18 protein-coding genes are annotated in these 19,721 nt (G+C 38.1%); 16 read left to right on the forward strand and 2 right to left on the reverse strand.

The genetic code is table 11. The features are described from left to right. Positions 1 to 407: 407 nt before the first annotated feature. The 3 genes from HF876_RS03745 to HF876_RS03755 all read left to right on the forward strand — a co-directional run bounded on the left by HF876_RS03745 (position 408) and on the right by HF876_RS03755 (position 3,262). Positions 408 to 1,358 (forward strand): dipeptidase, encoded by a 951-nt coding sequence (locus HF876_RS03745; protein ID WP_169358722.1) that lies wholly within the window; start codon positions 408 to 410, stop codon positions 1,356 to 1,358. Positions 1,359 to 1,430: 72 nt separating this feature from the next. Next, on the forward strand, positions 1,431 to 2,156 hold the full coding sequence (locus tag HF876_RS03750; protein ID WP_169358723.1) for a gamma-glutamyl-gamma-aminobutyrate hydrolase family protein: 726 nt from the start codon (positions 1,431 to 1,433) through the stop codon (positions 2,154 to 2,156). Between the two features lie 98 nt (positions 2,157 to 2,254). Continuing rightward, the gene (locus HF876_RS03755) at positions 2,255 to 3,262 is read left to right on the forward strand and encodes a M23 family metallopeptidase (RefSeq protein ID WP_169358724.1); all 1,008 of its coding nucleotides are present in this window, start codon (positions 2,255 to 2,257) and stop codon (positions 3,260 to 3,262) included. A 13-nt stretch (positions 3,263 to 3,275) separates the two neighbouring features. Here the strand turns inward: HF876_RS03755 and HF876_RS03760 are convergent, their stop codons facing one another. Next, complete coding sequence (locus HF876_RS03760; protein WP_169358725.1) at positions 3,276 to 3,614, reverse strand: DUF5658 family protein; 339 nt, start codon at positions 3,612 to 3,614, stop codon at positions 3,276 to 3,278. A gap of 366 nt (positions 3,615 to 3,980) precedes the next feature. Here HF876_RS03760 and HF876_RS03765 point away from each other — a divergent pair, with 366 nt between their 5' ends. Then, on the forward strand, positions 3,981 to 6,080 hold the full coding sequence (locus HF876_RS03765) for a hypothetical protein (protein ID WP_169358726.1): 2,100 nt from the start codon (positions 3,981 to 3,983) through the stop codon (positions 6,078 to 6,080). Between the two features lie 216 nt (positions 6,081 to 6,296). Next, entirely contained in the window at positions 6,297 to 6,764 is a 468-nt protein-coding gene (locus HF876_RS03770; RefSeq protein ID WP_169358727.1) for a divergent PAP2 family protein, read from the forward strand. A gap of 144 nt (positions 6,765 to 6,908) precedes the next feature. Here the strand turns inward: HF876_RS03770 and HF876_RS03775 are convergent, their stop codons facing one another. Next, a complete protein-coding gene (locus HF876_RS03775) occupies positions 6,909 to 7,391 on the reverse strand; it encodes a YusW family protein (RefSeq protein WP_169358728.1) in 483 nt (160 codons plus the stop codon). Between the two features lie 245 nt (positions 7,392 to 7,636). Between HF876_RS03775 and ytxJ the strand changes: the two genes are divergently transcribed. The 11 genes from ytxJ to essB all read left to right on the forward strand — a co-directional run bounded on the left by ytxJ (position 7,637) and on the right by essB (position 19,704). Next, complete coding sequence (gene ytxJ, locus HF876_RS03780) at positions 7,637 to 7,969, forward strand: bacillithiol system redox-active protein YtxJ (RefSeq protein ID WP_169358729.1); 333 nt, start codon at positions 7,637 to 7,639, stop codon at positions 7,967 to 7,969. 15 nt (positions 7,970 to 7,984) lie between these two features. Continuing rightward, positions 7,985 to 8,815, forward strand: a complete 831-nt coding sequence (locus HF876_RS03785; RefSeq protein WP_169358730.1) for an STAS domain-containing protein — start codon at positions 7,985 to 7,987, stop codon at positions 8,813 to 8,815. 368 nt (positions 8,816 to 9,183) lie between these two features. Next, a complete protein-coding gene (locus HF876_RS03790) occupies positions 9,184 to 10,965 on the forward strand; it encodes a mechanosensitive ion channel (protein ID WP_169358731.1) in 1,782 nt (593 codons plus the stop codon). Positions 10,966 to 11,175: 210 nt separating this feature from the next. Further along, complete coding sequence (locus tag HF876_RS03795) at positions 11,176 to 12,330, forward strand: acyl-CoA dehydrogenase family protein (RefSeq protein ID WP_169358732.1); 1,155 nt, start codon at positions 11,176 to 11,178, stop codon at positions 12,328 to 12,330. 21 nt (positions 12,331 to 12,351) lie between these two features. After that, complete coding sequence (locus tag HF876_RS03800; RefSeq protein ID WP_240949610.1) at positions 12,352 to 12,936, forward strand: TetR/AcrR family transcriptional regulator; 585 nt, start codon at positions 12,352 to 12,354, stop codon at positions 12,934 to 12,936. Positions 12,937 to 12,967: 31 nt separating this feature from the next. Further along, positions 12,968 to 14,464, forward strand: a complete 1,497-nt coding sequence (locus HF876_RS03805) for a class I adenylate-forming enzyme family protein (protein ID WP_169358734.1) — start codon at positions 12,968 to 12,970, stop codon at positions 14,462 to 14,464. Between the two features lie 12 nt (positions 14,465 to 14,476). After that, positions 14,477 to 15,661, forward strand: a complete 1,185-nt coding sequence (locus HF876_RS03810) for an acetyl-CoA C-acetyltransferase (protein WP_169358735.1) — start codon at positions 14,477 to 14,479, stop codon at positions 15,659 to 15,661. A 322-nt stretch (positions 15,662 to 15,983) separates the two neighbouring features. Continuing rightward, complete coding sequence (locus tag HF876_RS03815) at positions 15,984 to 16,823, forward strand: 3-hydroxybutyryl-CoA dehydrogenase (RefSeq protein WP_205964004.1); 840 nt, start codon at positions 15,984 to 15,986, stop codon at positions 16,821 to 16,823. Positions 16,824 to 17,625: 802 nt separating this feature from the next. Then, positions 17,626 to 17,919, forward strand: a complete 294-nt coding sequence (locus HF876_RS03820) for a WXG100 family type VII secretion target (RefSeq protein ID WP_169358737.1) — start codon at positions 17,626 to 17,628, stop codon at positions 17,917 to 17,919. Between the two features lie 116 nt (positions 17,920 to 18,035). Then, complete coding sequence (yukD, locus tag HF876_RS03825) at positions 18,036 to 18,275, forward strand: ESX secretion system protein YukD (RefSeq protein ID WP_169358738.1); 240 nt, start codon at positions 18,036 to 18,038, stop codon at positions 18,273 to 18,275. A 13-nt stretch (positions 18,276 to 18,288) separates the two neighbouring features. Continuing rightward, the gene (gene essB, locus HF876_RS03830) at positions 18,289 to 19,704 is read left to right on the forward strand and encodes a type VII secretion protein EssB (protein ID WP_169358739.1); all 1,416 of its coding nucleotides are present in this window, start codon (positions 18,289 to 18,291) and stop codon (positions 19,702 to 19,704) included. Positions 19,705 to 19,721 lie beyond the last annotated feature (17 nt).

The following is a 19,721-nucleotide window of genomic DNA, read 5'->3' on the forward strand; positions in this document are numbered from 1 at the left end:
GGTAACCGACCGATTATGTGGCAAAACCGACCGATAATTCAGGGCGACCGACCGATTATGTGGAAGAACCGACCGATAATTCGGGGTGACCGACCGATTATATGAAAGAACCGACCGATAATTCGGGGTGACCGACCGATTATATGGAAGAACCGACCGATTATTCGGGGTGACCGACCGATTATATGGCAAAACCGACCGATTATTCGGGGTAACCGACCGATTATGTGGCAAAACCGACCGATAATTCAGGGCGACCGACCGATTATGTGGAAGAACCGACCGATTATGGCACAAAACCGACCGATTAGCTAAATGAACCGACAATTGGGCCAAACACTAGCAAGGTTTATCTTCCCAATTAGAAACAGACCAACGTGATGACGATAAGAAGGAGTGAAAATTAATTGAAAATAGTAGATACGCATTGTGATGCGCTTTTGAAGCTACAGCTAGCTAAGCAAGGAAGAATATACAAGGTAAATCCTTTAAGCTTTGCTGATGCACCGGAGTTGGAAACGAATATGGTGCGGTTGATAGAGGGCGATGTTCTTGTGCAGTTTTTTGCAGTTTTTATATTTCCGAATGTGCCGGATGACCAGAAATGGTTATATGCCTTGGAGCAAATAGACTTGTTTTATACAGAGGTGTTGGGAAAAAATCCGAGAATGAAGCATATAAAGAAATGGGAGGATTTAAAAAGTTTAAAGGATGGAGAAATTGGAGCGATTTTAGCATTGGAGGGTGCTGATGCATTTGGAAATGATTTGATGAAGCTTCGTCAGCTTTACAGGTTAGGTGTGCTATCTATAGGGCTAACATGGAATAATGCTAATTTATGTGCAGACGGAGCAGGTGAGCCGAGAGGTGGAGGGCTTACGCTTTTTGGTAAGGAGGTAGTGCTTTTAAATAATGAGTATGGTGTTTTGACAGATGTCTCTCATTTAAGTGAGAAAGGATTTTGGGATGTGATGAATCTTGCTGAGTATCCTTTTGCTTCGCATTCCAATTCTGCTGCCATATGTGAGCACCCAAGAAATTTGAATGATGACCAAGTTAAAGCGATGTTTGCACGTGGTGGGCATATCCATGTAGTTTTTTATCCTCCTTTTATTAACGGGAACCAGACTGCTGAAATTCCAGAGCTTATTAAGCATATAGATCATCTGTGTTCTTTAGGCGGCGTAAAGCAAATTGGGCTTGGGTCTGATTTTGATGGAATGGACTTTTACACAAATGGCCTTCATAATTCCTCCGATTTTCCAGTCTTGATCAATGAGCTATTAAAAAGCTTTTCAGAGGATGAGGTGAAAGGGTTCGCTTACCAAAACTTCTTAAATATGCGAGCAATCCAATAAAATTAAAATTTCATATTATTTACTAAATTCAAAATTAATTGTATAATACAGGAAAATATTAAGGAGGTTTCTATGAAACCAATTATCGGTGTTTCATCTAATTTAACGGAGCTTGTACTTTCCGTCCCTACAGATAACATTCACGCGGTAACAAGATTTGGAGGTGTTCCAATCGTATTGCCGAATATGGAGACTGAATTGATAGATTCTATTGCAAACTTAATAGATGGTTTACTTTTAACAGGTGGAGGAGATATTGACCCGACACTTTTCGGCGAAGAACCACATAGAAGTCTCGGAAGTATTGTCCCAGAACGAGATGAATTTGAAATTGAGCTTATTAAAAAAATGCTGGAGCAAAATAAACCAATTTTAGGTCTATGCCGAGGTGCTCAGATTATGAGTATTGCAGCTGGTGGAGATATGTATCAGGATATTTATGGTCAAATCGAAACAACCTTACTTCAGCATGATCAAAAAGCTCCACGTACTCATGCTTCTCATTTTGTGCAACTCGGAGAAGGAACTGTGTTAAAGCATATTATTGGAAAGGACCGCATTAAAGTAAATAGCTTTCATCATCAGGCGGTGCGTAAAATTCCACAGGGCTATCAAATTTCGGGTATTGCAAGCGACGGAGTTATTGAAGCATTTGAAAGTCAACATCATTCCTTTGTTATTGGTATTCAATGGCATCCAGAATGCTTAGTCACAACTGGAGATGATTCATCCGAGGCGATATTTAAAGGATTTATTGAAGCATGTAAAAATTCAAGTAAACGACTGTCTTTTCAATAGGCGGTCGTTTTTATTTTGCTCAAAAGCTTAAATCTCATTCATGATTTTGATTCGTTTGGGAAAACTAATGAAAGAATTAAAAAGGAGGTAAAACATTCATGCGCTTGCTTATTAAAATAATGTCTGTCGGCTTTCTATGTCTATTTTTTGCCTCCGAGGCTTCGGCTGCCGAAGAGCTTACGCGCGAGCAAATTCTAGATAAGCGGATGGAATACTATATAAAGTACTCCACGGATACGTTACCATGGTATTATTTGGCTGCAGTGGACCAATATGAGCGGAATATACAGGAGGTAAGGAAAGATCTGCCTGAGCGAGATGGTGTTGTTGCCGTACAATTTACGGATGATTTTTGGGTAGGGCCGCTTAATCCGCTTGGAGACGACACTAATCTGACAACCATTTCTTATTTTGAGGGTCAAGGAAGAGATGGCGATAATGATGGAATTGCGGATCGCCAAAATGATGAGGATGTCATGTTCACGCTTGTCCAATATTTAAGCCCCCAAGTTCATTCAGAGAAGGATTTTGAAAAGGCTTTAAAGCGATATTATGACAAAGATCTAACGGTGAAACAAATATTGACAAATGCAAAGATTTATAAGACCTATGAGGTATTAAATCTGGATAAGCGGGCGTTTGTGCTTGCCATCAGCCACAATTATAGTTATCGCAGTACTTGGGGAGATAAGCGCGGCTGGGGTGGACGACGAATGCATGAGGGCACTGATCTTTTTGCCTATAGCGGTGTTCCAGTAAAATCGGCAACATACGGTATAGTGGAAACCAAGGGCTGGAATGACTACGGTGGCTGGCGAATTGGTATTAGAGACGTGAACAATACTTATCATTATTATGCTCATCTTTCAGGATTTGCTAAAGGAATCGAGGAAGGGAAAATTGTTGAACCTGGGACAGTCATTGGTTATGTAGGCAGCTCTGGATATGGAAAAAAAGGGACTGCTGGTAAGTTTGCTCCACATCTTCATTATGGAATGTATAAATACAATGGTCGCACAGAATGGGCATATGATCCTTTTCCTTTGTTACAAAAATGGGAAAGGGAAGAGAAAACTCGCTATAAGTTAAATCCAGCAGCTAGGTAGTTGCTGGATTTTTTTAAGCAATGAAGAGTACATATATCCAATAAATATGCTTGAACAAGACGAAGGCATATAGGAATAGTGCTCCCGCTATAAGTAACTGTAAAAAGGCATTTGGCTTTAATTTTGTAATTATCAATATGAATAAAATCGGTAAGATAATTTTAATCGAAAAAAAACCAAGGATGCTCGTTTCATACATATAACGCATCAGTGGATTGGCTTCTTCTATATATCCGTTGCTTAAACCAAAGTGGGTGATAAAGCTATCACAAATAGCTAACAATAAAAGAAGTATGGCTGTGTAATGCCATCTATTTTGTTCTGTAGCTTTACTTTTAATTTTTGTGTCCATAAGACCAGCTTCCTTTCTTTAGTTAACTGATATCAGTATGAGGACGTTCGAATCTTATTAACCCTTTTTATGGAATAAAATTTAAGAAATACAAATAATGTTAACTATTTTTAAAATTAAAAAATTAAAAATATGACTTATAAAATAATAATTTGTTATTTCTTGTAGAATTAGCAAATAAAATAGAAGGACTATAGAATCATAAACTGATATTCAATAAACTAAATTTTCTTGAAATTAAATAGACTGATAGATAGAATTGAAAATAATATGTATATCTTTGGAAAATATTGCGGCTGAATGAAATGGTTTAGCAGCAAAATATTTTAAAAAGATTTATATAAAAATAGGGGGAATCGGAAGCTTATGAAAAAATTAGTTGTGGCAATCGTGTTAGTAATATCACTTCTTTCGAATTCGTTTGTGGGGGCAGCTTATGCATCTCCACTTGAAACGGTTGAAAAGGCTCAGATCCAAATAGAAAATGCGAAAAAGACTTCTATTAAATCTCCTTTTTTAAGTTCAATCATTGATCAAACTGTTGCAAAATTATTTATGGCGATGCTTTATGTAGTGCCGCCCGCTTCAAAGGTGGAGGAAAGTGATGAAAAAGTGATCAAGGTGGTTCGTGCCACTTATGAAAAGCTAACAGCAAAACAGAAGAAGCTAGTAGATATAACTAGATTAGTGGATGCAGAGAATGCTTTAATGGCATTAAAAGCAGCTAAGGAAGATAAGAAAATCGCTGCAAAAGTTGTAGAGCTAATCGATCAAATTAATAAAGAGTCTAGTGCAAAACAGTATAAGCAAGCAGTTACCGTTGCACTAACTGAATATAATAAACTAACGGACAAGCAGAAGGCATTGGTTACTAATTCTGCTAAGCTGACGATAGAAGCAGCTGATTTAAAAGCTGCTGAACAAGAGGCTGCAAAAATTACACCGTCAGCAATTGGAGAACTAGTCGAAGGAGATATTTTAGTTAATAAAATTTCTGCTTTAATTGGCGAGGATTATACGGTGACTTTATTGTCTACACCTGAAGGAATGGTTGTAGATGGGAAAATTGTACAGCCTGAAATTGGGCAATCGGATAAGTCAGGGACAGTGGTAATGCTACTTACAAGAACAGACGGAACAAAGGTAGAGCATTCTATAGAGCTTACGGTTAAAGCTAAAGTCAATTTGGACAAAGGACTTTCACAAATTAGCTTATTCAAGGACAGTACCTCATCTAAGATTGACTTTACGACCATTTCGAATTTTGCTTTAAAAAATAAAGAAACGAACAAAATTTATAACGTAGGAACTACACCGAACAACCAAAAGAATGTGTATCAGATGAAGGATCTTCCGACAGGAACTTATACGATCGAGTTTAACGCACCAGACGTGTTCCAAGTCCATAGCATTCAACTTGGGGATTCATATAAGGAAACGATTTATGATCCTGCTAGTAATCCTCTAGTCATTACGAAGGATAAAACAACCTATGTGAAAATCATTTTAAAGTCGGAAATCACTTTACAGGAAATTAAACCGTTGGAAAATCTAACAGTACCTTACGATATTTCTTATGATGATTTTGTAGCTGCACTACCAAAGCAAGGTAAAATTGTAGATTCAAGAGGACAGGAGCACACCGTTCCATTGAAATGGGATGTGCGCCCATTCCAGTTTGAAAATTACACGAAGCCAGGAACTAGAACTTTATCTAGTGAATTCTTTAATTTACCTTTAGAGGTATCTAATAGTACGCCAGCACAACGTCTGGAAATGACTATTCAAGTCATATTTCCAGAGCCAGAAAAAAGCAACTCGCATATTAGCTTATACAAAGATAGTACATCCTCTATGAATAAAATTGATTTTACAAACATTAGTAATTTTAGCTTGAAAAACAAAAAGACAAATAAAGTGTATCAAGTAGGCACTACACCGAGTAATCAAAAACATGTGTATCAAATGAAGGATATTCCTGAAGGTTCTTATACTATTCATTTTGATACATCGGATTCGATGAGTGTAAGTCATATTGAGCTTGGGGAAGCCTATAAAGAAACAATTTACAACGCAGATACTAATCCATTGGTGATTACGAAAGGGAAAACTGCATATGTGAAAATTGTTGTATCGTCTGAGGTAACTCTCGAAACCATTAGTCCATTAGAGACTTTAACCGTTCCTGCAGATATTACGTATGATGATTTCCTAGCTCAATTGCCGAAGCAAACAACTATTATTGATTCGGATGGGGAAGTGCATACAGTAGCGATTACATGGGATGTGCGTCCATTCCAGTTCACTAGCTACAAAAAGCCTGGAACCGTTTCGTTAACTAGCCAGTTCTTTAAGCTGCCAATTGAAGTGTCTAACAGCACTCCAGCCCAACGCTTAGAGGTAGGCTTGCAAGTGGTTTTCGCGGCACCGGATGCACCTGACGCAGTAGAGGAAGAGGAACTATAATATAATTTGAATGAAAGAATCTCTTTAGGGCCACGTGGTCTTAAAGAGATTTTTTATTATTTGGAGGTAAAGGCACGATTTTATTAGAATAGGGAAGCTTCGTTAATGTAAGAAGTGTTGGTTACTTAAAGAAAGTAAGGTTATTATGCTAGTTATTGGGTATTTTAATAAGGTATATTTAATTGGACAAAATACATAGAACAATGGAGGTAGAAGATGGCGAAGATGAATAAAGGGATTATAACGGCGTTATCAGCAATTGGATTGGCTCAAGGATTAAAGGTGTTTACCCATAAAAAAATAACTGGCGAATGGGATTTAAAACAAGCATTTACAACTGGTGGAATGCCAAGCTCTCATTCAGCAGGTGTAGCAGCTCTAGCTTCATATGTAGCAGCAAACAGAGGCACACGCCACACGGAAACAGCATTAGCAGTTGTGTTTGGAGCAATTGTTATGTACGATGCACAAGGTATTAGACGCCATACTGGAGAAATCGCTCAGCTAGTGAACGATTTAGAAGAAAACGTTGTAGCTCTATCTGGTAATTTCCCTAGCTTTGAGGTTGTAAAAAGAGAAGAGGAACTAAAGGAATTACTAGGCCACCAACCAGTAGAAGTACTAGCTGGAGCAGCACTAGGTACAGTGTTTGGAATACTTTGCGCCAGACTTGAAGACCGATAACGTGGGACAAGTGTGGATGAGATGTTACTAATGTCTAAAATGTTAGTGGTGTCTGAAATGTTACAGGTGCCTGGCACCTGTAACATTTCAGAGGAAATAAAAAAGGCCATAGCGATTAGTTAAATCGCTTTGGCCTTTAGTGTTTTAGTTGACTGCGTAATTTTTTGTTTCACCATCATCATATTGGATGTCTAGGTTAAACGCAGTGAAGTCTTCTACTTCAAATGCTTTGGAAACCTCTTCTACTACATCCTCCGTATTCATTTCTTTCGTTAAATTTAGGTCTTTAAAGATAGGATCAAGTGTTTCAGCTGCTCCTTCACCTTCTGCGTTTACAGCAGTATGCATATTTTTATAAACTGCTGAAGATGAGTCCAATTTATACTCTACAATGACAGCATCTTCGTTGTCTGGAGTATCGATAATTAAAGTGAATTCCTGGAAGCCATAGTCTGTTTCAGGATTAGTAACAACTTGTGCAGAATCATCAACTGGGTTTGGCTCAACTACGTCGGATTTCAATACATTTTCATCATTCTCATCGTTGTTATCATTGCAAGCTCCTAATAAGAATGTAGTTGAAAGAATGGATGTAATTATTAACGCTCTTTTTTTATTTATCATCATGTTGCTCCTTCCTTGATGTTCTTGTACTTACTCTTTTAATATCCAAATATAATATACGTTAAACAAATATTTTCCTAAAAGTGGGATAATACTACTTTTAGTAGCTAGGATGGAACCAATAGATCATCATCATTATTACAGGTGCCAGGCACCTGTAATATGATAATAATGATGTTGATGTGTAATATTGGTTTAATGGGTAGCGTATAGGGTATGGAGAATGATGAAAGGGTAGGGTGATTTTTGTGAAGGGTTATAAGGAAATTACGAGTGTTGATGAATGGAAAGATGTATTAAAGCTTTCTGATGCCCAGAAGATTTTAGTTTTAAAACACAGTACTACTTGCCCAATTAGTGCGAGGGCTTTTCGAGAATTTGAATCATTTGACACGCCATTAGAGAAGTATTTAGTTAAGGTGAGGGAGAGCAGATCGGTTTCAAATGAAATGGAGAGTGACTTGGGCGTTAAGCATGAGTCACCACAGGTCTTTTTAGTCGGAGACGGGAAAGCTGTTTGGAATGCATCTCATCATCAGATCAATCGAACAGAGCTAGCAATCGCCACGAAATCTTCTTAAAAGGTGTGTAAATAAATGAATGAAATTTTAACTGTGAGTGAGTACCTTGTAAAAAATGCAGAAACAATTGGAGAAGAGCTAACCAAACGTGTTGTTGCGGAAGCACAAAGCATGGATGAAAATATAAATATTGAATCATATATAACAACGAAAAAAAGAAATCAAGAACTTATATCTATTTTAGGAGCAGCGCTTAATAAACCTAAAAATATCGCTGAAGAGGAATTAGCTCATTGGATCAATGAAGTACGAAGTGATGAAATCGCTAATTTTTCAAGCTTTTCTACCCATATCGCGACTACTGTTAAAAGTAGAACTATTTTTTTAGAATATCTGAATGAAATTTGTTTGTCGTTACATGTAACCTCAGAAAGCATTGTAAGCATCAACAGTCAAATTAGTTACTTGTTTGATGTATGGATGGTTAATAAAATGCATGTCTATGAGGACCATAGGGAGCAAATGATTATAGAGCATCAAAGAGCAATCAACGATTTGAGCGCTCCGATCGTACCAATTCAACATGGAGTAGCAGTTCTTCCTCTTGTTGGGTCTATAGATTATATTAGAGTACAGCATTTGTTGACCTATGTATTGCCTACCATTCCTGACATGGACATTGATTTTTTAATCATTGATTTTTCAGGTATTCTAACAATTGACGAGGAAATTGCTCAGCATATTTTCACCATTCATAATGTATTAGAGCTGCTTGGCATTCATGTGTTGTTCACCGGTATCCGACCTAATCTTTCCATGGTTATCGTCCAGGCAGGAATCGATTTTAGTTCCTTCCAAACCTTTGGTAGTGTAAAGCAAGCGATAGAAAGTATAAATAATAAGTAAGTCGCAATATAACTTTAGCTTCTTTCATAGAGCTGTGGTGGCATAGAGCTACTACAGTTTTTATTTATGCCAAAAATAGGATTGTAGAAAAAAGTACAAAGGAATTTCTCAAATAAAATAGCGCATAGCGAGCGAAATTGAATCTTCGCGAGCTTAATGATGATTAGAATAGCTATTTTTTCTTTTATTAGTAAAAGTGCAAGTGAAATTTCGTAAATCAAAGGGCCTAAAAATAGGAAGTATATAGGATATTTGATTTGCATGTGTCAGGCTGAATATTCCCCTTTTGATAAATTCTTTAGTTTAGAAGAATCGTAGGAGGGGTAGATGGAGGTTGGGAACATTTATAAAACAAAGGAGGACATGGAATGTTTGATGAATTATATTGGAGGAACACCCTTCACTTTTTACCAGAGCTTTTATTAGCATTATTGGTCTTATTAATAGGTTTTTTTGTAGCTAAGCTACTAGAAAATGCTACCTTTAAGCTTTTAAGGAAGTACCGTGTCAATGAAAGACTTGGCAATATTAAGGGTGAGTGGTCAGTAGAGAAAATTCTTAGTAAGGTAGTTTTCTTTATTGTATTGATCTTTGCATTTATCCTGTTCTTTTCTATTTTAAATATGGGTAATTTAGTATCTCCATTTGTCTCTATGTATTCAGGGATTACAGGTGGTGTGCTAAACATTTTGAAAGCTGGTCTCATCTTATTGTTTGCATGGGTTCTAGCTACGCTTGTTAAAAAAGTTATTAAGATGACTGGAAATAGATTTAGTCTAAATAAATACATTATGAAAACCGGGGGAGACCCTTCCAAGGTAGACCAAGTTAAATGGACAGATACTGCTGCAAATGTGGCATATTATTTAATCTTTCTTTTGTTCATTCCGGCAGTACTAAACGCGCTTGGAATTGATGGATTAAGTGGACCTTTGGAAGGTATGCTTGCTAGCTTCTTTAATTTCATACCTAAGCTAGTATCAGCTGCAATCGTGTTTGCAATTGGTTGGTTTGTAGCTAAGCTTGTGCGTACATTAGTAGAGAAGTTTCTACAGGCTGCAGGAGCAGATAAGCTTGCAGATAAAATGAAGCTTTCTAGTTTTATCGAAGGTACGAGTCTTTCTAAGATTGTAGGAATCGTTGTATTTGTATTAATCATTATTCCGGTTTCCATTACTGCATTGGAAATTTTAGATTTACAAGGCATTTCACAACCAGCAATTGCAATGTTAAATAATATTCTAGCAATGCTGCCTAAGATTTTCGTAGCAATAGTATTAGTGCTTGTAGGTATTGTTGTTGCTAAGTGGGTTAAAGATGTGGTTGTTACTTTACTACAGAACCTTGGCATCAACTCGATATTTGGTAAAATGGGCTTCGCTTCCACTGGAGGATCCGCGCCTTCCTTTGCAGCAATAATTGGTACTATCGTTCAAGTGTTTATTATTTTATTGTTTGTAGTGGAAGCTCTACAAGTGTTAGAACTAGAGTTTATGGTTACTCTTGGAACAGCGATATTTGCTTATTTACCACATGTCCTTGCGGCAGTTGTTATATTGGCAGTAGGATTCTGGTTAGCAAGTTTAGTAGAGAAATTAGTAGGAAGCGTTATGAAGCATTCATCAGGTACTCCGCATTTCCTACGTTACGTTGCTAAGTACGCTATCTTAGCCTTTGCATTTTTCATGGCATTAAGTCAGTTAGGTATTGCAGCAGCCATCATTAACTCTGCATTTATCCTAATCTTAGGTGGAGTTGCTTTAGCGTTCGGTCTAGCGTTTGGTTTAGGTGGACGTGAGCACGCAGCTCGTTATTTAAGTAAAATGGAAAAAAGCATTGAGGACGCAGACGTTTCAAAGGAAAGATATAAAGCGGAAGCTAAGGGAATGAAAGAATCATTTAAAGAAAATTTTCGTGATTCTTCAGAAGCAGAAAAAAGTTTAAGAAGAGGAAAAGGGCCACATATCGATGAGGTTAAACCAGTCGGAGACTTCGAACCACAAAATGGGGTAGATACTCCTACAGAAAACCCTATGGATGCAGCTCATGAAGAGGATTCACCGAGCACTGGATATAACATCCCGTCAACAGATGATTTACATCCATATGATGATCTTCCTTCAAATGACGACGATAACAGAAATAAATAATACACAGACACCCTAGCTTGCAAGTTGCTAGGGTGTTTTTACGTCACTAAGGTAAGAGAATTGATTACAGAAAGATTGCAGGTGCCAGGCACCTGCAATCTTTCTGTAATTTTAAAAAATTTAAACGGCGTTCAATTTTTAGTTTTATTTTGTTTGTTTGGATTGTATAATTGTTAATAGTAACAATTTTCTGAATTAAGTAAGGAGGGGATGTTGGTGAAGGCTGCGTTTTTGACAGAGGAGCATGAGCTATTTCGGAAGTCTTTAAGGAGAATGCTTGATAAGGAGGCATATCCTTTTTATGAGGAGTGGGAGACGAAGCGAGAAATTCCTCGTTCGTTTTGGCTGAAGATGGGGGAGAATGGCTTTTTGTGTCCATGGGTTGATGAGGCTTATGGTGGTTTAGGGTTAGATTTCTCGTATTCCATGGTTTTAACGGAGGAGCTAGAGCGTGTTGGTCAAGGGTTGGCAAGTGGTATGTGTCTTCACTCGGATATTGTAAGCCCTTACATTGCGGAGCTTGGAACAGAGGAACAAAAGCAAAGGTGGCTGCCACGTTGCGTTACTGGGGAGCTTATCAATGCTATAGGTATGACGGAACCGGGTGCAGGATCTGATTTGGCGGGTATTAAAACAACAGCTCGTCGCGATGGAGATTATTATATTTTAAATGGAGAAAAGACGTTTATAACGAATGGGACGATTGCTGACTTTGCAATTATCGTTTGTAAGACGGACCCTACCGCACAGCCCGCGCATCGAGGCATCAGCTTGCTTGTCGTGGAAAAAGGCATGGAAGGGTTCAAGCATGGGAAGAAGCTCGATAAAATTGGTATTCATAGTGGTGATACTGGTGAGTTGATATTTGAGGACGTTCGAGTCCCAGTAGATAATTTATTAGGGGAGGAAGGCAAAGGTTTTTATTATTTAATGCAAAACCTTCAGCAGGAACGGCTGATTGTAGCTATTCAATGTCAGGTAGAAGCGGAGGAAATGCTTCGAATCACACTAGATTACATAAAGAATAGAAAAGCATTTGGTCAGTCCATCAGTAAGTTTCAAAATACCCAGTTTAAAATAGCTGAAATGGCAACGGAAATTGATATCGGGAGAACTTATATTAACTCATTAACTGCTCGTCACATCGCTGGAGAGGATTTAGTGAAGGAAGTGGCGATGGCCAAATGGTGGATTAGTGAAATGGCAAAGCGAGTGGCTGCGGAATGCTTACATTTGCATGGGGGCTACGGGTATATGGAAGAGTACGAGATTGCTAGAAGATATCGGGACATTCCCGTAGCAAGTATTTACGCAGGTACCACTGAGATTATGAAGACGATTATTGCTAAAAAGCTAGAGTTGTAAATGCGCAAGGAGGTAATCCTTTTGGCAATCTCACCAAATAAAATTACGAAAAAGAAAGAGGAAATTATACTTTCTGCAGTGAAGATCATGAATGAAAAGGGACATCAGCGAGCGACGATGGAAGAAATCGCAGCAGAGCTTCAAATGACGAAGGGGTCACTCTACTATTATTTTAGGAATAAGGAGGATTTGATCTTCCGATGTCATGAGCTTGTACTTGAGCAGGCAATTGACGAGCTTCGCGAGGCTTTTCATTCCAACGTTTCCAATGAAGTAAGACTTCGCCAAATGATTGCTATTCATGTGAAATATGCAGTAAAGGAAAAGGAATCCTTTAACATGATCATTAAGCCGGATGAAACATTTTCAACGGATCACCTTCATCCCATCTTAAAGAAAAGAAATGAGTATGAGGGCTGGTTCGACCGAGTAATTCTTGCTGGTATAGAATGTGGAGATTTCAATATTAATGAACCTAAAATTGTGCGAATGATGCTATTGGGTGCTCTAAATTGGATTCAGCAATGGTATAAGAAGGCTGGAGATAAATCTCTAGCAGAATTGCAACAAATTTATAGTGATTATTTATTGAAGGTAATGAAGTGAGCTTAATCAATTAAAAAGGAGATTGGTTATTATGTTAATTACTGAACAATTGGCATCACATGTAAAAGAGCGACCTAATCACATTATTACGCAATTCAATGGAAGAGAGATTACTTATTCCGCATTTTATGAAAAAGCAAAACGGCTTGCTGGCTTTTTTCAAGCAAAGGGCTATCAACAAGAGGATGTTATAGCCCTATATTTAAATAACTCGGATTACTTTTTAATCTGTTATTATGCATGTCAGCTCGGTGGTTTTACTGTTATGCCGGTTAATACAAAGCTTGCTGCACCTGAAATTGAATATATATTCAAGCATTCGGAGGCGAAGACACTCGTTTATGATGTTCGATTGGAACCTGTATTGTATGAAATACCGGAGACATTTGAAGGGTTTTTACACACCATACAGGTTGGTGGGGATAACACACTAGAGGCTATATTTGCAGATTCAAGCTTAGTAATGAATGAAGTCGCTATAAATGAACAACAGACAAGCGTCATTTTTTATACGTCTGGCACAACTGGGAAGCCAAAAGGGGTCATGCTTTCTGCTCAAAATGTATATGCGACCGCACAAATATGGGGAGAAGCAATGGATTTGAATGAAAGGGATCGAATGCAGATTGTTGCACCGCTATTTCATTGCGCAGCGAGTCATGTGTTTAGTATTCCAGTAATTTATGCGGGAGGGACAATTGTCATAGAGGAGGCATTTTCTCCGGAGCAGGCGTTGACTACAATGGAGCAAGAGAAAATTACTATATTTTTTGGAGTACCTGCGATGTACAGTATTTTATTGAACACGTCAAAGATTAAACAAATAGAGCTTCCAAGTTTGAGGCTATTGACTTATGGTGCAGCTCCAATGCCTTATGAGCTCGTTCGAAAGGTGAAATCTTTATTCCCAAATGTAAAGGTTCAAAATCTCTATGGTCAAACAGAGAATTCTCCGGCAGCAACAACCTTAAAGGACCATTTTGCACTAGATAAGGTCGGGTCTGTAGGAGAACCACTACCGAAGACAGAAGTTCAAGTGGTTGATGAGTTTGGAGATCAGTTACCACATGGCCAGGTAGGAGAAATTGTCGTGAAGGGTCCTCAGGTGATGAAAGGTTATTTAAAGAACGAGGAGGAAACGAATCGGGCAATCCAAAATGGTTGGTTATATAGCGGAGATTTAGGTAGGTTTGATGAAGATGGCCTCCTTTATATTGTCGATCGAAAGAAGGATATGATTATCCGAGGCGGAGAGAACGTTTATCCCGTGGAGGTGGAAGAAGTTCTCTATCAAATTCCCGAGCTGCTAGAGGCGGCAGTTGTTGGAGTCCCTCACACAGTGTATGGGGAAGTGCCTAAGGCGTTTGTTGTTTTAAAAGATGGAAATGAGATAACGGAGGAAGAAATATTGGCATTTTGTTCTAAACGTTTGGCAAAATTTAAAATGCCAGTAGAGGTCGACTTTATGGAAAGCCTTCCTAGAAATGCGAGTGGAAAGGTTTTAAAGAATTCTCTTCGAAACAGTTAGGAGGAATAGTGGATGAAAACAGTATATTTAATAGACGGAGCAAGGACGGCATTTACGAGCTTTGGAGGATCCTTTGCCCAAGTTAAAGCAGATGACTTAGGTGCAGCAACAGCAAGAGAGGCAATGGAACGATCTGGAGTCGGGCCGGATCAAATCGATCATGTCATATATGGAAACGTCATTCATTCTAGCACGAACGCAGCTTTCCTTTCACGTCATATCGGATTGAAGGCAGGTATACCAGTAGAGGTTCCAGCGATGAATGTTAATCGCTTATGTGGCTCAGGCTGTCAATCAATTGTATCTGGTGCTCAAATGATCTTGTTAGGCGAAGCGAATATTGTTCTCGCAGGTGGAGCTGAAAATATGTCGATGTCTCCCTATGCAAATTTTACTGCTAGATTTGGTGGTAGTAAGATGGGGACAATGAAGTATGAGGATATGGTGCTTAGCACGTTAACGGATGAGTATATAGGAAGTGGCATGGGGATGACTGCTGAGAAGCTAGCAGAGCAATATAGCTCACCTCGAGAAGAGCAGGACGAGTTTGCCTTACTTAGCCAAAAACGAGCAGCTCATGCACAGGAATCGGGAAGATTTGCAGAGGAAATAGTAGCTGTAGAGGTTCCTTCTAGGAAGAGAACTATAATGGTGAATCAGGATGAGCATATTAAGGGTGAAGTTACTCAGGAAAAACTGGCATCCCTTAAGCCTTCCTTTATGCAAAATGGAACCGTGACGGCGGGTAATGCTAGTGGTATTAATGATGGAGCGGCTTCGGTTATTATAGCAAGCGGTGAGGCCGTGGAGAAGCATGAGCTTAAGCCTTTAGCTAAGATTATCTCGTGGGGGATAGCGGGCGTTGATCCATCCATTATGGGGATTGGTCCCGTACCCGCAATTAAACAAGCACTTGCTCGTGCAGAAATGACGTTAGAGGAAATAGATTTAATAGAAGTAAATGAAGCCTTTGCCTCTCAGTATTTAGCGGTAGAAAAGGAGTTAGGATTAGATAGAGACAAAACAAATGTCAATGGAGGAGCAATTGCACTAGGTCATCCAGTTGGGGCAAGTGGTACTCGTGTCTTCCTTTCTTTAGCATATGAGCTTAAGAGAAGAGGGTTAAAATATGGAGTCGCAAGTCTTTGTATTGGTGGTGGCCAGGGAATTGCCGTCATTATAGAGAATGTAAATTAATTTAGTATAGGACTTTTACTTTTTTTAAAAGTAGAAGTCTTTTTTAGAGCTATTTAATTGGATTATTAGTGGTAGACGTTTTACATAATTTTTATTGATGGATAGTGTTCGTCTATTATTTAAGTAGTTATTTATACTCTGGAGCAATCAATTTTACTTTTAAACCATAATTTACATGTTTCTCTAGATAACTAATGGAATAGGAAGTATAATGTTATTATTAGATAATATTCTGATAATTGAAGCTAGATATGTGTCAAAAAGAATAATGAGGGAATAAGGATTACAAAGAACATCTAAGAGTTTTTAGGAGGTTATCATGATGAAAATTGGTGTATTAGGTGCAGGTACCATGGGAAATGGCATTGCACAAGTAATGGCTTCAGCGGGACATGAGGTCACGCTTTGTGATATTGATAACGAAATACTAAGAACAGCGGCATCTACAATCGATGCTAATTTATGGAGGCTTTATAAAAAGGAAAATAAAGAGTTTAGTGAGATTGGGCGGGTACTAAGCAGAATTACGTTCACTACTGATAAAACCAAACTAGCAGGACTTGATATAGTAATAGAGGCTATATTAGAAAATCGGGATATTAAGAAAAGAGTCTTTGCTGAACTGGATGCAATTTGTGACCCAAAAACCATTTTAGCTTCCAATACCTCTGGTTTAAGTATTACGGAAATAGGATCCGCAACTGGGAGACCTGATCGTGTCATTGGGATGCATTTCTTTAATCCTGTGCCAGTCATGAAATTAGTAGAAATCATAAAAGGCTCTGAAACTAGTGATGAAACATATGATATCGTAAAAAAACTAGTAGAAGACAGCGGTAAAGAAAGCATTACTATATTAGATGCTCCGTTATTCGTCGTAAATCGTATATTAGTTCCAATGATCAATGAAGCAATCTTTGTTCTAGGAGAAGGTATAGCTTCTGCCGAAGATATAGATAAAGGGATGGTGCTAGGAACAAACCAACCAATTGGACCACTAGCTCTAGCTGATCTTATCGGGTTAGACACACTTTTATCAGTAGCAGAGACATTATTTGAAGAAACGGGAGACACCAAATATCGAGTTGCACCACTCTTAAGAAAATATGTTAGAGCCGGCAAGCTAGGCAGAAAAACAGGCAGAGGCTTCTATACGTATTAAAATACAAAACCACATCCACCATGGATTGTGGTTTTTTTATGTGCAAGTATGTTACAGGTGCCTGGCACCTGTAACATACTTGGCACCTGTGAGATACGAGACACCTGTAACATATTAAGCTTATCGAACTTAGCATTGAACAAATAAAAATGGTATTTATAATGATGTTTTTAATATTTTCTGTAATGTTTTTGTAATGGAATCGATAGTTGGAAGAAAATTTTGAGGAAAGTTATTATGAGTTCAAGTATCTTCGAACTAAGATATTTGGCAGATGCAATATTACAAAAGATGGGTCAAAATAATCGGTTTATGTTAAGAATGATAAATTATTGATATTTTAGTTTGGATAATAAATTATCTAGAGTAAAAATATATTATTAAATTTAAAATATTAAATTAACGGGACAAAAGTCTATGAGCGTTTAGTTCTAAGGTTATTTTTTGATTTTTTTGGATGCTTTGACTACTTAGTTTGAGAATGTTATTTATTATATTAGGCAATGGACTTAAACTCCTTTTAATCTCTAAAAAAAATATAAGGTAATAGGTTTAGAGATTACCAAATAGGGGGATATGGCTATAGTAAATGGTTTTTTTAGTAAAATAAATAGTTAGAAGTATATTAAAAGTAAAAAATATCCATTAACAAATATTTTCTGTAAAATATTTGTAATGTATTTGGTAAAAGAAGTAAAGTGTTGGAAGTATCTGTGAAGGAACGGCAAGTTCATCTTGTAGTTAGCTCTCACAGTTATTTTATAAATTCATCAAAATACTAAACAAAAGGGAGATGTATGAAATGTCAGGAATTATTCGCGTAACACCAGCTGAGTTGGATGCAATGGCATCACGTTACAGTCATGAGTCAAGTGAGGTTGCTTCTCAAATCGGTCGTTTGGACGGTATGATCGGTGAATTGCAATCTATGTGGGAAGGTGCTTCTAGTGCAGCCTTTGCTGAACAATATGAAAGACTTAAGCCACATTTCAATGATATGCGTGAGCTATTAAGTGAAGTTAGCGTACAGTTAAGCCGCACTGGTCAAGCTCTACAAGATGCAGATCAACAAATTGCAAGCCAAATCAGAGGGTAACTTGGAGTATTGTTCAGGATGTAATATATAGAGCGTCATTCCATATTGGAAGGCGCTTTTCCTTCATTTTCAACTATTTTAAGCAAGCTTACACTCTTTAGGAGAGGTGTTACATTTTGTATATAGAAATTACAGTTGACCTTTCAAAGTATAACGGGAAAGTTATTGACCTCCGACTATCTGATTACTACACGATGAAAAAGATGATTGATATTGCGTGGCAGGCCGCTTCCATTTCCAACCCAAAGCGTGAGGGTCATTGGATACGCGTGGTAAACAAGGATAAATTATTCCCTGGGCATTTAACAATGTCTGAATGCGGCATTACGACCGGCGACCGAATTGAAATCATTTGAAGGAGAAATGGACATGGCCCCTAAACAGAAAGATATGAGCAAAACAAAAACCAAACTTAAAGATAGACCATATACATATTTGAAAAATCGTACGGGTGCGGAAATTAATGAGGAAGCCAATAAAACCACCTTTGTATTTCAAAAGGAAAGAGTTGCTTTTAAGCGTACCGAGGAAATAATCTTCCTAAAAGAAGTTAACCCAAAGATCTCTAAGGAGATTGTTATTACTGACGACGAATTAATCGTTCAAGCCGAGATTCCAAAAGACCATATGCGTTTTAGAGACATTCATCGAGAAGAAGAAAAATCTAGGTGGATGCTAGGTTATCAGCTAGTAGAAAAGGTTTACTCTCACCCTTATCCCCGACTAAACCTAATAGTATGCCCGGAAAATATAATCTTTAGCAAGGCTTTGGATCCAATGTTTCTTTACTATGGTGTATTAGGAAGTTTACCTCCGTATGAAACAGATGAAGATAGGCTCTGGCTTGAAACAAAAGCAGTGGTAGCAGCAGCCATAGACAATTCATTCACCTTTGAAGAGTACTTAAAGTACTCCGAAATATTAGAGCTCAAGGAAGTTGGAGCTACCATCATGGGTATGAAGGATAGCCAAGCTCTATTGGACTATATTACAGAAAAAATGGAACAGCTTGAAATCGTAGAAATGGGCAATATCAAGCTACCAAGAAAGAAATGGAAGTGGACTAAATACTTAGCAATCGGACTTGGCATTCTAATTCTTCCTGCAATCATTTTTACTATCATTTATTTTGTACATGAAAAGCCAAAGAACGAAGCCTATACACTTAGCCATGAATACTTTCTAGGACAAAATTATAGTCAGGTAGTGACCTTATTAGAACCTTATTCGGTAAAAGGGATGCCCTACATTGTTCTTTATGAGTTAGCGTACGCATCGGTTACTAATGAAAGATTAGACGAAGAACAAAAGAAAAATGTGTTATCTAATATAACCCTTCAAACAGATGCAGAGTACTTGAAATATTGGATTCACCTAGGTCGAGGTGAGGCAGAAGATGCTGTTGACATTGCAAGAGCGATGGAGGACGGAGAGCTAATTACCTTTGGGTTACTAAAAAGACGCGAGGAAGTTAAAGCAGACAAAGACCTTACTGGTGAAGAAATGCAAATTCTTCTGAATGAAATTGACCAAGAGGTAGAGGAATTTGAAAAGCTAATGCTTGAAGCTGAGGAAGCTGAAAAAGAGGCTGAGGAAGAAGCACAGAAAATAGAAGCAGAAAAAAAAGCAAAAACTGAAACAGCGAAACCGGAGGCCGCACCACCAGTATCAGAAACCGCACCAGCAGAAACACCAGCACCTGCGACTCCGGAAACACCAGCTGCAACCGAAGCACCACCAGCTGCACCAGAAACGCCAGCAGCTGAAGAAAACGCAGCTAATTGATGTTAGAAACTACTCAC

This window comes from Psychrobacillus sp. BL-248-WT-3 (assembly GCF_012843435.1).
GTDB lineage: Bacteria > Bacillota > Bacilli > Bacillales_A > Planococcaceae > Psychrobacillus.